The organism is Pinibacter aurantiacus, from assembly GCF_019130065.1.
GTDB classification, from domain to species: Bacteria; Bacteroidota; Bacteroidia; order Chitinophagales; family Chitinophagaceae; genus Pinibacter; species Pinibacter aurantiacus.
In genome coordinates, this window is the sequence record NZ_JAHSPG010000001.1 from 832,659 (window position 1) to 845,600 (window position 12,942).

Genomic DNA, 12,942 nt, shown 5'->3' on the forward strand with positions numbered 1-12,942 from the left:
TCTTATGATCTGTAGAAAGTCTAACTTCAAAACCTCCACCTGCTAAAATAAAAAGTCCCGCAAATGCGGGACTCTAAATATTTACTTTAACTGTTACGCGGAAATAATTTTCAATTAACTCTCAACTCTCCATTCTCAATTCTCAACTACTTATCCGAAGGTGTTTTTCTTCCCTCTCCCAGCCTTTCAATTGCTGTCTCAATTCTTTTCAAACGTGTTTCTTCTTTTCTTGCACCGGTGATCCAGTTCACGTACTCTGTTTGATTAGCAGCAGAAAGTTTTTCAAAAAATGTTGTTGCCACTTTACTCCGTCTTAATGCTTTTGCAAAATCAGGAGGCGTTGCTACTGTTTTCTTTTTTGTAGGAACAGCAACAGCAACATCATCATCACCTTCTTCTTCCTCTTCAAAAACTTCTACTTCTTCTTCAATTACAACAACGGCTTGTTCATTTTTGTGGAACCTGATGGCCGTCCATACATGATCAAGTGTTACCTCACTCACATTCTCAAACCCTGCATCAGTAAGCATTTGCCAACTGCATGATCTGTTTAGATTAGAGGCGATCTTGGAAGTAGATTTTGGATAGGCTACCCAAAATTTCCCTTCGTTGTTCAATGCAGGTAAAACATCTGCAAGTATACCATTCAGCTGACACTCGTTGATGGCAAATACAAGCGCAAAGTCAATTCCGCGCGATTTCAACAACGGCGTTACATTTTTTGCAAAGAATAATTTACTGAATTGTTTTTCGATTGTAGATGGTAAACCCTGAATGAGCAAGTTCTTTTCCTCTTTTAACTGAAGTTTCTCAATCACATTTTGCGACATATTTCAAACGTTTAATCTATTAGGTTAAAAAAGTTGCAGAAGTGCAAAGGTAGACTAATTGTGCGTTTTATGAAATATAGATCGCATAAAAATCCCCTTTTGTCTATAAAAAGGGGATTTTTTACTTGTTAGAGACAAGGCAATGCCTTGTCTCTACTGACAATAACCTTATTTAGAGGCGTTTGCAGCCGGTTTGTAATACTTTAAAGCTTCTGGCATGATCTGTTGCAGTTGAGCAATCCTGGTAGATTCTACAGGGTGAGTGCTCAACATTTCAGGCGGACGGCTGCTACCTTCGCTTGCTTTTTCCATTCTTTGCCATAAAGGAATTGCCTCGCGTGGATCATAACCCGCCATTGCGCAGAAATACAGACCGAATTTATCTGCTTCCAACTCGTCTTTACGTGAGAACGGCAACATCACTCCCACTTGTGAACCCACGCCATAAGCGGTCATGAATAATTGCTGTGTAGCAGCTGGTTTGCTTGCCAGCATAACACTCAGTGCTTCTCCACCATACTGTTGCACAAGCCCCTGGCTCATGCGCTCGCTACCGTGTCTTGCAACTGCGTGCATTACTTCGTGTCCCATTACAACTGCCAGTGCATTTTCGTTTTGTGTGATAGGCAACAATCCTGTATACACAACGATCTTGCCACCGGGCATACACCATGCGTTAACTTCATTGGATTGAACAAGGTGGTATTCCCATTTATAACCTTGCAATTGATCGGACATATTGTTTGCTGCAGCATATTGTGTTACTGCATTTGCGATACGCTGGCCCACACGTGCAACCATCTGTGCATTCTTATCGGCAGTTGAAACTACTTTAGCCGAATCGAGGAACTGTGTGTATTCGGTCAGTGCCATTGCCTGCACCTGGGATTCAGGGACAAGGCTTAGCTGGCTTCTCCCGGTGAATGAATTCCGGGTACAAGATGACATCATTGCCGCAACGGACAATGGTAATAGAAAGGTTGAAATTATTCTTTTCATAACGATGCTGATTATACAGTATTCTTAAACAATCATCGTACCACCCGGTAGTAGATCACTAAAACCCGGTAATAAAATGTGCTCGGTTGTATCTGAACGAAGGTTAATCTTTGATTTCGCGACGACGCTGTTTTCTGCGGTCGCGGTATTTCAGGATAGGCACTTTACTTTCTGATCCTTTTAGGATCCTGCTGATATTTTTCTGGTGCGTAAGAATCACCATCAAAGCTACGGCCACCGCAAAAATACGGTAAGCATGATTATCAACATTAAAGATTACAAGGATAAATATGGGAAATGCAATGCTCGCAAGAATAGAGCTTAACGATACAAAGCGGGTAAGGTATAATACCAATAAAAAAACACCAACACAACAAAGAGAACTCCAGGGCGAAACACCCAACACCAGACCAAACAAGGTTGCTACACCTTTTCCACCTCTGAAATCTGCCCAAATTGGGAAAATATGTCCCAACACAGCCGCCAGTCCCAGGCCTATTTGCAAATTGGTTCTGGCAAAATCATTTTCAATTATGTAAGGAAGAAGATAAACAAGTTTTACAGCAAGCAAGCCTTTCAGCATATCCACAATCATCACAAATGTGCCCCATTTTGAACCCAATACGCGGAAGGTATTTGTTGCACCGGCATTGCCGCTGCCATATTCGCGAATATCAATATCAAAAAAGTAACGGCTTACCCAAACGGAGGTAGGTATTGATCCAAGCAAATAAGCCAGTACTATAATCAAAGCTTCTTTCATTTGAATATCGGGTGTAGTTGGAAATCAAAAATAGGGAAAACTACCTTAAAAAATTCGTCTTCCGCCTTTCATTTACTGCATTTTAAGACAAATCCAACTATTCCTCTCAATCGTTTCTACGTTTTTCAGGTTATTCTTTAAAGCTTCTTCAAGTATAATTTCTCTATCGGTATGCAGTAAACCGCTTAGTAACAAAACGCCATCTTTTGCAAGATGTTGTTTCATCGACGATAAAAATTGAAGGATTACATTACGGTTTATGTTAGCAAGTATAATATCGAATTGTTTTCCCTCGTTTAGCTCATCGGCGCGATACAAATGTATTTTATTGCAATGATTTCTTTCCAGATTTTCGTCAGCATTTTCAATGCTCCATTGATCATTGTCAATGGCAGTTACAGATGCAGCATTTTCTTTTTCTGCTAGAATTGCCAACACTCCTGTGCCTGTTCCAAAATCAAAAACCGATTTCCCTGAAAAATCCAATTCCTGCATTGCCTGGATCATCATGTAGGTTGTGGCGTGATGGCCCGTGCCAAAACTCATTTTCGGAGTAATGATTATCTCGTGTTTTACATTCGGGACCGGAGCATGAAAATCGGCCCTGATCGCGCAATAATCTCCAACCACAACCGGCTCAAAATTCTTCTCCCACTCTTCGTTCCAGTTCTTGTCTTCCAGTTCGCTTTTTACAAAATGCAAATCATTTATGGTGCAATAATTCGTAAATGCGTCTTCATCAAAATCTTCTACCGGCACAAAGGCTTTCAGCTTTTTCCTGTCTTCTTCAAACCCTGTAAATCCCATGCCTGATAGTACAGCAATGAGAATATCCTTTTGTTCTTCTTCAAGAGGAGAAATGAATGCAAATTCGAGATATGCCATTTTTGATTTTTTTTAGAACGCAGACTTTCATGATTGTCATGATTTGTAGGATTTGAAATTGACAGCGCACAAGCATCGTTCAATCTCAAATCTCAAATCAATAAATCTTAAAAATCATGAAAATCTGCGTTCTCCTTTATAAAAAAAGTGAGCCGTTTTGCAGCTCACTTTGAATAAAAATTATGTGTTCGCAATTAAGCTTGCTGATCGCCTTGAGGTTTTGGCATGCCCTCAGGTTTTGGCAACAAGATCTTGCGTGATAATTTGAATTTACCTGTTTTAGGATCTGTACCTGTAAGTTTCACTTTCACAACATCACCTTCTTTCAACACACCTTCGAGTGTTTCAAGACGTTTCCAGCTTACTTCAGAAATGTGCAACAATCCTTGTTTGCCAGGAAGGAACTCAACAAAGGCTCCATAAGGCATGATGGATTTTACAGTAGATTCATAAACTTCTCCTACTTCAGGAACAGCAACGATACCTTTGATCCATGAAACAGCTTTGTCAACTGATTCTTTCTTGGTACCGAAGATGCTAACCTCACCCATGTTGTTTTTCTCTTCAAGGTTGATGGTTGAACCTGTTTCGCGTTGAATTTCCTGGATCACTTTACCACCTGGTCCGATAACTGCACCGATGAATTCTTTATCGATGAACAATTTCACCATACGTGGAGCGTGAGGCTTCACATCTGCTCTTGCAGCAGGAACAGCTTCGTACATAGCTTTCAGGATGTGCATACGGCCACGGTTTGCCTGAGCAAGTGCCTGGCGCATGATGTCCATGCTTAAGCCATCTACTTTAATATCCATTTGCACACCGCAAATACCATCGCGGGTACCGGTTACTTTAAAGTCCATGTCACCAAGGTGATCTTCATCACCAAGGATGTCTGTCAATACCGCAAATTTTCCTTCTTTAGTGATCAAGCCCATTGCCACGCCAGAAACGTGTTTAGGAACAGGAACACCCGCGTCCATTAACGCCAGTGAACCAGCGCAAACAGTAGCCATAGAAGAAGAACCGTTTGATTCCAGGATATCACTTACAACACGCACCGTGTAAGCGTAGTCGCTACCCGGCATCATTTGTTTCAATGAACGCATTGCAAGGTTACCGTGACCAACTTCACGACGGCCGGGACCTCTCATTGGTTTAATTTCTCCTGTTGAGAACGGAGGGAAATTATAGTGTAAAATGAATTTTGAATACTCAGAATTTGCAGCGCTTTCAACAAGCAACTCGTCCAATGGTGTACCCAAAGTAACAGTTGTCAATGATTGCGTTTCACCACGTGTGAACAATGCAGAACCGTGCGGAGTTGGAAGAAGGTCTGTCTCCATTGCAAGAGGACGAACATCTTCTAATCCACGTCCATCAAGACGTACGCGGTCGTTCAAAATCATGTCACGCACTACATGGTATTGCAGATCGTGATAATAATTTTTCGCAAGTTTCTTAACCTTATCATCAAGATCTTCGCCCTCTGCTACATTGTATGCAGTTTTCAGATGAGCAAGAAGTTCTTCCTGAATTTCGTCAAATTTATCACCACGCTCATGTTTGCTGCTTTTTGACTTAGCCACTTCATAAACTTTAGAAGTAGCGAACTCATTTACTTTGCCACGCAATTCTTCGTCCTGAGCAGGTTTAGTGTATTCTCTTTTTGTAGTGATTCCTTTCGCTGCACGCAGTTCTTCCTGCGCTTTTACCTGTATGCGGATTGCATCGTGAGCAATTTCGATCGCTTTGATCAGGTCTTCTTCGCTACATTCTTTAGATTCACCTTCCACCATCATGATGTTCTTATCAGTGGCAGCGATGATGAAATCCATATCAGCAGTTGCAAGTTGGCTGCGGTATGGGTTAACCACATACTCGCCGTTGATTCTTGCAACACGAACTTCAGAAATAATTTCCTGTACAGGAATGTCAGAAACAGCAAGTGCTGCAGAAGCTGCAAGACAAGCCAGAGCATCCGGCATAACTTCCGGATCGCTTGAAACTAATGTTACAAGTACCTGAACATCGCAAAAATAATCTTCAGGGAACAATGGACGCAAGGCGCGGTCAATAAGGCGGGAAATCAATACTTCGTAGTCGCTCAATCTTCCTTCTCTCTTAAAAAATGAACCGGGGATGCGGCCTGCTGAAGCAAATTTTTCCTGGTAGTCTACCGTTAATGGGAAAAAACTTTGTCCTTCTTTAGGCTCTTTGTTTGCTACTGCTGTAGCGAGGATGATACAGTTGCCCTGGCGTACTGTAACTGCGCCATCTGCCTGACGGGCAAGTTTACCGGTTTCAATGGTAACCGTGCGGCCGCCACCTATATCAAATGTTTTACTTATTGGCTGTAATAGCATAAGTTGTGTTTTTTCATAGCAACACAATCAAGCTAGGTGGGAATAACGGGGTTGCTATGATCTTTTAATGTTAATTGTAATTCGCTAACATGCAAAAAAACTATTCCCAACCATAATACACAGTTGGGAATAGTTTATATATACATCATAGATTATTTTCTGATTCCTAGTTTTTCGATCAGCGCGCGGTAAGCTTGCAGGTTGTGCTTGCTTAAGTAAGTTAACAAACGTTTTCTTTTACCAACCAGTTGCATCAATCCACGGTGAGTAGAGAAATCTTTTTTGTTAGCTTGCAAGTGCTTTGAAATTTGGCTAATGCGCTCTGTTAAAAGAGCAATTTGGCCCTCGATAGAACCTGAATTGGTAGCGTTTCCACCAAAATCTGCGAAAATTTTTGCTGTCTTTTCTTTTGTTAAATACGGCATCTCAATTTCTTTTTAAAAAAACATCCGATTAAAAATTCTTAATTAATTTGGCTGCAAATGTATAACAATTAAATTAAACGGCCATATTAATACCCAATTTTTACCTATAATTGCATATTAAGATCAAAAACCGTCTCGAAAGGACCATATTTCGCTAATAATCACTTTTTTAGCCCCGTTTTTCAATAATCACACTACATTTACACGTTTAGTTACAATGAGTTAACAGGTTTACACATGGTAAAATTCGGTTTAATTGGTTGCGGGAACATCAGTTCCAGGCACGCAGAGCAAATAGCACGCGTGGGCAAGTTACAGGCAGTCTGCGACATCGTTCCGGAAAAAGCACAGAAACTGGCAGATAAATTTAATTGCAAAGCCTACTCTTCGGTGAAAGAAATGTTCAAGAGTGAAAAGCACCTGGATGTTGTGTCTGTGTGTACCCCCAATGGCCTGCATGCAGAACACTCAATTGCCGCACTAAAAATGGGCTTTCATGTGCTTTGTGAAAAACCGATGGCTATTTCTGTTGCCGACGGATTTTCGATGATCGCCACCGCAGATGAAACCGAAAAAAAGCTATTCGTCGTAAAATCTTCCCGGTATAATCCGGCCATTATTTCCCTTAAAAATGCGCTGGAGAACAACGCATTAGGCAGAATTTGCAGCTTCCAGCTGAATTGCTTCTGGAACCGCCCTCCCGCTTATTACGAAAACAGCTGGAAAGGCTCGGCCGACCTTGATGGAGGAACATTGTTTACACAGTTCAGCCATTATCTCGATGTTCTTTGCTGGATGCTGGGCGATTGCAAAAATGCTTCCGGCATAAGAAAAAATTTCACCCATGGAGAAAGCATTGCCTTTGAAGATACCGGTAGCGTTGTACTGGAAATGAAAAGCGGTAGCATTGGCGGCATCAATTGGTCCATTAATACTTTCAGGAAAAACATGGAGGTATCGCTGACAATTATCGGCGAAAAAGGGATCGTGAAACTGGGCGGAGAATACATGAATACAATTGAATATCAATCAATTGAAAATTACTCGCTTGAAGTTAGGGGTGTTGATAACCCTGCGAACGATTATGGATTTTACCGCGGTTCCATGAGTAATCATGACAAAGTGTATGATAATCTAATAATGGCGCTAAAAGATCCGGCACATCCTTTTGTAAATGGAAATGATGGACTAAAAACAATTGAATTGATCCGGATGATCTACCAAAATGCGCCTTTGGTCTGATTTGTCAATATATAATTACAGATAAAGAATTATCTTTTGCGCAACAACACATTTAGTTGCACAAAAAATGATGTAACAAGCGTGCAAACCAAAACCAACAATACTGGAAATCTCTACGCCGGTCCGCTGATCAGTGTGATCATTCCTGTCTTCAATGCTTCACAAACCATTGAGCGTACGCTTGAATCGATCGAAAATCAGACTTACAAAAATTTTGAAGTAATACTGGTAAATGATGGTTCTACTGATGATAGCTGTGAAATCATCACACGCTATATCAACGCCCGGACAAATTCTTCGGGTATTTCTTATCAACTTCTTCACCAGGTAAACAAGGGAGTTTCTGTTGCTAGAAATTTTGGTTTGCGTAGTGCAACCGGTGCGTTTGTTGCATTGCTTGATGCGGATGATGAATGGCTTCCCGAAAAAACAGAAAAGCAACTTGCCGTTTTACAAAACGATCCCCAAATTGATCTTATTGGTACCAACTTTAATAATGGCGTCATTTTCTTTTCGGGTTATGCAAAAACAAAAAAATTGCATCTGGTAACATTGAAACAGTTACTGTATAAGAATTTCTTTGCAACGCCTACCATAATTTATAGAAGGGCGATTGTGGAAAAGGATATTTTCTTTAACGAAGGCATGAAATTTATGGAAGATCAAAACTACTGGATGAGAATATGTCTCGCCGGATTTTCGTGCGCCTTCCTGAATGAAAATCTCGTAATAGCTGGCAATGGCAAACCTCCTTTTGGTCACGCCGGTTTGTCTTCAAATCTTCCTGCAATGGAGAAAGGTGAACTGTATAATCTTCGACATGTTTACGAAAACAAAGCGATAGGAGTTGTTGAATATAATTTTCTGAAACTGTTTTCTACTTTAAAATTTCTGAGAAGATTATTCATTTCCAGCTTGAGAAAGAATGTTTAAATATTTTTTGAATAAGCTGAAAGCTATGTTAAATCTAGGCTTTCACAACTTGTGTTAAACCTTTTGTTTTTGACTCTGTTAATATAAGAGGCTTTATTAGTAATAACTGGAACGGCTCAGTCAACTACGAATGGAAGTGAAGAGAAAATAATTTCCTTTTACTAAACGTTATTGGCACCTCGTGGAGAAACACTTACATATGGTTTGCCTTGATGTCCCCTACCCAATGGATAACGGCGGCATGTTCGACTTATTTTGCAAGATAAGAGCACTTCATGATATTGGTATTAAGGTTCATCTGCATTGCTTTGAATATGGCCGCGGCGAACAATCTGAACTAAACAAATATTGCGAAGAGGTTTTGTATTACAAGCGGGCCAATGGCCACAAAGGCTTTTCCGTTAATATTCCATACATCGTTGCATCAAGGCGTTGCGAAAAACTGCTTGCCAACCTGCTCAAGGATGACTATCCTATTTTGCTGGAAGGTGTTCATTGCACCCATCATATATTCAATAATCTGATGAGGGATAGAAAAATTTTGCTACGACTTCACAATGTAGAATCTGATTACTATTATCATTTGTACAAGCATGAAAGATTTCTCCCAAGAAAATTATATTACTATCTGGAAAGTAAGTTGCTGAAAAATTATGAAAGGAAAGTAGCGCAGCAGGTTCCCATCATTGCATTGGCGCTAAAAGATGCGGCTATTTACAAGGAAAATTTTCATGCAAAAGATATCAATTACGTGCCTCCATTTATTCCTTTTACAGATGTTAAAAGCGAAGAAGGGCTTGGTACATTTTGTCTTTATCATGGCAATTTAAGTCGTGCTGAAAATGATAAAGCAGCAAGATGGCTAATAAAAAATGTTTTCAACAAAATTGAAAAGCCCTTTATTATCGCGGGAAAAAACCCGACTGCAAGATTGAGACGGCTCGTTCAGGTAAACCCGCACGTTCATTTGGTAGAAAACCCCGATGAGGCTGAAATGCAGGACCTGATTGCAAAAGCGCAGATAAATATCCTGCCGTCATTTAATGGAACGGGCTTCGAATTAAAACTTCTAAATGCGCTTTTTAATGGGCGACACTGCGTGGTAAACATTCCGGCGGTGCAAGATACAGGTATTGAAGAAACCTGTCACATTGCAACAGATGAAAACAGTTTCCGTAAAATAATTTCGCAGCTGTACTACAAACCATTTTCTGAATCTGAAATACAACTGCGAAAAAAATTATTGGTAGCCTTCAACAATAATAAAAATGCGGAAGCGCTTGTTAGATTGATATGGGTGTGATGGCTGAACGCTTAATGCAAAACGCTCGTTTGCTATGCACTGTCACTAAATTGATATAGTGGCGTTATCTTCTACCCTTCCTCTTTCTGTTTTTAAGGTACGTGCAGGATATTTTGAAATAACAATATAATCGTGTGTAGCCATTATGATGGCTGTACCATAATCGCGGCAGATGTGGAACAAGAGCTGCATGATCTCATCAGAGGTTTCCGGATCGAGGTTTCCTGTTGGCTCGTCTGCAAGGATCAGTTTTGGAGAATTCAACAAAGCACGTGCAATGTCTACTCTTTGCTGCTCACCGCCGCTCATTTCAAAAGGCATTTTAAAGCCTTTGCTTTTCAAACCTACTTTATCCAAAACGTCGGCTATCTTTTCGTCCATCAGTTTTTCATCTTTCCAACCGGTTGCGCGTAACACGAATTTCAGGTTGTCGTTTACATTTCTGTCTGTCAGCAGTTGAAAATCCTGGAACACCACGCCCAGGTTACGACGCAGGAAGGGCACTTTTTTCCAATCCATTTCTTTCAGGTTAAAACCCACAACAGTTCCCGTTCCCTGTTTCAATTGGAGATCACCATACAATGTTTTAAGCAAACTCGATTTACCGGTACCGGTTTTACCCACCAGGTATACAAACTCACCTTTGTTTACTGTCACATTCACATCTTCCAAAACCAGGTTATCGCCCTGGTAAATATTCGCGTTGGTAATTTCTACAATTTTATCAGACATAATGCTTTATTCTATTTTAACCTGTTTGCTAACAAAACTAATTAATTCTAAGATTTAAAACCACTTCGTTACTAAATACAAAAAAGATACCTCGCAGGGTATCTTTTTACTTCAAACAATAAAATAAGTTATTTAGTGCCAGCCATTGTATAATTTTCTGTTTTTTCAATAGCACCGCATCTTCCATGAACAATCATCTGGGAATGCTTATTCTGAGCGATATTTCGCGCAATAGTGATAGCTTCAGCCTTTGAATCTGTAATAACAGTAAACGTTTTCGCATTCAGAGCTTTAACCATCCAGCCAGTACCTCCTAACGGAATCACCAGTTGAATATCATCCACGCTTTTATTTGAACGAGTCGTTTTCATATTGCAAAGCTAAACTATTTGTTTTAGAACAATATTAGCAGCAGCTATAAAATCCTTGGCCCTTTTTGCAGTCCAATTTTGTCGAACATATCTTTTTTCAGGATTCCAGCAACACACTAATTGCCATTCGTTGTTATATGATGCTTTAATTCGAGTCTCAGCACCACTATATTTAATCAAATCAGTTAATTTATGATTTCTAATTTGCCTTATTTGACTAAGCGGTATTCCCCCATTAATAGTGTTGAAGGCAGCTAGTTGATTAGGAAACTGCTGCATTTCACCAGCTGTCTCTGGAAAACCACTCGCAAACCCAAGATTTATGCTCAATTTTCTCTTGAAACTAAATTCCAGCGCATATCCCATTATGTATACAGCACCATTGTATCGTTGATTTTGCATCAATATTTCAGCGTCCTTTAGTTTTTGTGTGGCGAGGTACTTAAGCGTTTGCAAACCAATCATAACAGAACGCAAAACTAATTAACGGCAACAGATATCCGTTTTAGTATTGGGACAATATTTGTTAGTTAAAGAACACATATGCCAGCACTATCGACGTGATAATCCCCACCAAATCGGCAAGCAACATTGCAGAGATGGAATAGCGTGTATCTTTTACGGCGACTGCGCCGAAGTAAACCGCAATTACATAAAACGTAGTATCGGAAGACCCTTGCAACACGCAAGACAAACGGCCCGCAAAGGAATCCGGTCCGTGGTTGGTCATTGTGGCGATCATCATGCCGCGGGCTCCGCTACCACTAAGTGGCTTTATAAGCGCCGTTGGCAAACCATCCACAAATCTTGTGTCGACATGCATAGCGGTAAACAAACTTTTCATGGCATTGATGATAGCATCAAAAGTGCCGCTGGTCGTGAGTAAACTGATTGCTACCAACATTCCTACCAGATAGGGAATGATTCTAATGGCCGTTTCAAACCCACCTTTTGCACCATCGATAAATGCATCAAAAACATTGATCTTTTTATAAACGCCGCCTATAACAATTAAAAGAAAAATAGTAAGGATAAGGCCATTACTAATCACACTTGAGAATGATTGAACGCCTTTAAAATCCAGCGTCCGCAAATAAATCACCAGCACGGCGATCAATGCAGACAAGCCTCCAACCCACGCCAGTATTACAGGCTGCAGCAGATTTATTTTTTGCTTAATGGAAACAATGATCATTGCCGCCAATGTAGCTGCAAAAGTGGCGATCATGCAAGGCACAAAAATATCGGTTGGGTTGGCGGCTTTCAGTGCGGATCGTGCCGCGATGATGCTCACGGGAATCAATGTTAAGCCTGATGCATGGAGACAAAGGAACATGATCTGTGCATTGGAAGCCCTTTCCTTGTTGGGATTTAGCTCTTGCAAGCTTTCCATTGCCTTGATGCCAAAAGGTGTCGCAGCATTGTCAAGGTTCAATAAGTTGGCCGAAAAATTCATGATCATGTGACCCATTGCCGGATGATCTTTGGGCAATTCTGGAAATAATTTCGAGAAAAACGGGCCAATCAGTTTCGACAAAAATCTTATCCCACCCGCCTTTTCCGCGATGGCCAAAAATCCCATAAACAGCGCCATTATCCCGATAAGATTCAAACAAATATTCACGGAGTTGAGACAGGTTTGAATAATGCCATCCGTTTTGCGCACCAGCTTTTTCCCAACTTCTTTATAGGTAACCAGTTTTGCATGTGGATATAATGCTTGCAATTGGTTAACAGAATCCGACTGCAATTGGTTTGATATGATCACGTTTGGCGCATGGACAGAATCGGCGGCAACATATCCATAGTTGGCAATATTTTCAGAAAACTTTTTTCGCGAAGCGGCCTCCATTATCGCAGGTTCGCCTACTGTCGCATAGTAAACTGTTTCATAGGCATCGCTCGATTTCCCCACCACCATCCTGCTGAAAATATCTTTATCCTGCAGCGCAAAATACTTGAACGCTCCCACCAGAACCGCAACAATTATAAATGCCGACCATATCCTGCTTAATGCCATGAGACAATTTGAAAATTTGAAAATATGTTAATTTGAAAATGCTTTCTGTGCAAAATGCCAATATACGACTGAA

General features: G+C 40.6%; 13 protein-coding genes. 3 read left to right on the top strand and 10 right to left on the bottom strand.

The features are described 5' to 3' along the window. Positions 1 to 146: 146 nt before the first annotated feature. The 6 genes from KTO63_RS03040 to rpsO all read right to left on the bottom strand — a co-directional run bounded on the left by KTO63_RS03040 (position 147) and on the right by rpsO (position 6,268). Positions 147 to 830, bottom strand: a complete 684-nt coding sequence (locus KTO63_RS03040) for a YdeI/OmpD-associated family protein (RefSeq protein WP_217789643.1) — start codon at positions 828 to 830, stop codon at positions 147 to 149. A gap of 168 nt (positions 831 to 998) precedes the next feature. Further along, a complete protein-coding gene (locus tag KTO63_RS03045; RefSeq protein WP_217789644.1) occupies positions 999 to 1,829 on the bottom strand; it encodes a M48 family metallopeptidase in 831 nt (276 codons plus the stop codon). 103 nt (positions 1,830 to 1,932) lie between these two features. Next, the gene (gene plsY / locus KTO63_RS03050; RefSeq protein ID WP_217789645.1) at positions 1,933 to 2,592 is read right to left on the bottom strand and encodes a glycerol-3-phosphate 1-O-acyltransferase PlsY; all 660 of its coding nucleotides are present in this window, start codon (positions 2,590 to 2,592) and stop codon (positions 1,933 to 1,935) included. A gap of 72 nt (positions 2,593 to 2,664) precedes the next feature. After that, complete coding sequence (gene prmA / locus KTO63_RS03055) at positions 2,665 to 3,477, bottom strand: 50S ribosomal protein L11 methyltransferase (protein ID WP_217789646.1); 813 nt, start codon at positions 3,475 to 3,477, stop codon at positions 2,665 to 2,667. A 194-nt stretch (positions 3,478 to 3,671) separates the two neighbouring features. Continuing rightward, on the bottom strand, positions 3,672 to 5,843 hold the full coding sequence (gene pnp / locus KTO63_RS03060) for a polyribonucleotide nucleotidyltransferase (RefSeq protein ID WP_217789647.1): 2,172 nt from the start codon (positions 5,841 to 5,843) through the stop codon (positions 3,672 to 3,674). Positions 5,844 to 5,995: 152 nt separating this feature from the next. Further along, positions 5,996 to 6,268 carry a 30S ribosomal protein S15 gene (gene rpsO, locus KTO63_RS03065; RefSeq protein WP_217789648.1) on the bottom strand — a complete coding sequence of 91 codons (273 nt, stop codon included), beginning with the start codon at positions 6,266 to 6,268 and terminating at the stop codon, positions 5,996 to 5,998. Positions 6,269 to 6,505: 237 nt separating this feature from the next. Here rpsO and KTO63_RS03070 point away from each other — a divergent pair, with 237 nt between their 5' ends. The 3 genes from KTO63_RS03070 to KTO63_RS03080 all read left to right on the top strand — a co-directional run bounded on the left by KTO63_RS03070 (position 6,506) and on the right by KTO63_RS03080 (position 9,746). After that, positions 6,506 to 7,510, top strand: a complete 1,005-nt coding sequence (locus tag KTO63_RS03070) for a Gfo/Idh/MocA family protein (protein ID WP_217789649.1) — start codon at positions 6,506 to 6,508, stop codon at positions 7,508 to 7,510. 81 nt (positions 7,511 to 7,591) lie between these two features. Further along, positions 7,592 to 8,443, top strand: coding sequence for a glycosyltransferase family 2 protein (locus KTO63_RS03075; protein ID WP_217789650.1), 852 nt, complete (start codon positions 7,592 to 7,594; stop codon positions 8,441 to 8,443). Positions 8,444 to 8,624: 181 nt separating this feature from the next. After that, positions 8,625 to 9,746 (top strand): glycosyltransferase, encoded by a 1,122-nt coding sequence (locus tag KTO63_RS03080; protein WP_217789651.1) that lies wholly within the window; start codon positions 8,625 to 8,627, stop codon positions 9,744 to 9,746. A gap of 45 nt (positions 9,747 to 9,791) precedes the next feature. Here KTO63_RS03080 and KTO63_RS03085 read toward each other — a convergent pair whose 3' ends face one another. The 4 genes from KTO63_RS03085 to KTO63_RS03100 form a co-directional block, all read right to left on the bottom strand. Further along, on the bottom strand, positions 9,792 to 10,478 hold the full coding sequence (locus tag KTO63_RS03085) for a cell division ATP-binding protein FtsE (protein ID WP_217789652.1): 687 nt from the start codon (positions 10,476 to 10,478) through the stop codon (positions 9,792 to 9,794). Positions 10,479 to 10,606: 128 nt separating this feature from the next. Further along, positions 10,607 to 10,849: a DUF2188 domain-containing protein gene (locus KTO63_RS03090; RefSeq protein WP_217789653.1), complete on the bottom strand. Its 243-nt coding sequence runs from the start codon at positions 10,847 to 10,849 to the stop codon at positions 10,607 to 10,609. Positions 10,850 to 10,858: 9 nt separating this feature from the next. Beyond that, positions 10,859 to 11,314, bottom strand: coding sequence for a hypothetical protein (locus KTO63_RS03095; protein WP_217789654.1), 456 nt, complete (start codon positions 11,312 to 11,314; stop codon positions 10,859 to 10,861). 61 nt (positions 11,315 to 11,375) lie between these two features. Further along, positions 11,376 to 12,869: a nucleoside recognition domain-containing protein gene (locus KTO63_RS03100; protein WP_232373003.1), complete on the bottom strand. Its 1,494-nt coding sequence runs from the start codon at positions 12,867 to 12,869 to the stop codon at positions 11,376 to 11,378. Between the last annotated feature and the right edge of the window lie 73 nt (positions 12,870 to 12,942).

What these genes read in the sequence shown, in the direction of transcription:
- KTO63_RS03040 (WP_217789643.1), bottom strand. Translation starts at nt 830, where the DNA reads ATGTCGCAAAATGTGATTGAGAAACTTCAGTTAAAAGAGGAAAAGAAC.
- KTO63_RS03045 (WP_217789644.1), bottom strand. Translation starts at nt 1,829, where the DNA reads ATGAAAAGAATAATTTCAACCTTTCTATTACCATTGTCCGTTGCGGCA.
- plsY (WP_217789645.1), bottom strand. Translation starts at nt 2,592, where the DNA reads ATGAAAGAAGCTTTGATTATAGTACTGGCTTATTTGCTTGGATCAATA.
- prmA (WP_217789646.1), bottom strand. Translation starts at nt 3,477, where the DNA reads ATGGCATATCTCGAATTTGCATTCATTTCTCCTCTTGAAGAAGAACAA.
- pnp (WP_217789647.1), bottom strand. Translation starts at nt 5,843, where the DNA reads ATGCTATTACAGCCAATAAGTAAAACATTTGATATAGGTGGCGGCCGC.
- rpsO (WP_217789648.1), bottom strand. Translation starts at nt 6,268, where the DNA reads ATGCCGTATTTAACAAAAGAAAAGACAGCAAAAATTTTCGCAGATTTT.
- KTO63_RS03070 (WP_217789649.1), top strand. Translation starts at nt 6,506, where the DNA reads ATGGTAAAATTCGGTTTAATTGGTTGCGGGAACATCAGTTCCAGGCAC.
- KTO63_RS03085 (WP_217789652.1), bottom strand. Translation starts at nt 10,478, where the DNA reads ATGTCTGATAAAATTGTAGAAATTACCAACGCGAATATTTACCAGGGC.
- KTO63_RS03090 (WP_217789653.1), bottom strand. Translation starts at nt 10,849, where the DNA reads ATGAAAACGACTCGTTCAAATAAAAGCGTGGATGATATTCAACTGGTG.
- KTO63_RS03095 (WP_217789654.1), bottom strand. Translation starts at nt 11,314, where the DNA reads ATGATTGGTTTGCAAACGCTTAAGTACCTCGCCACACAAAAACTAAAG.
- KTO63_RS03100 (WP_232373003.1), bottom strand. Translation starts at nt 12,869, where the DNA reads ATGGCATTAAGCAGGATATGGTCGGCATTTATAATTGTTGCGGTTCTG.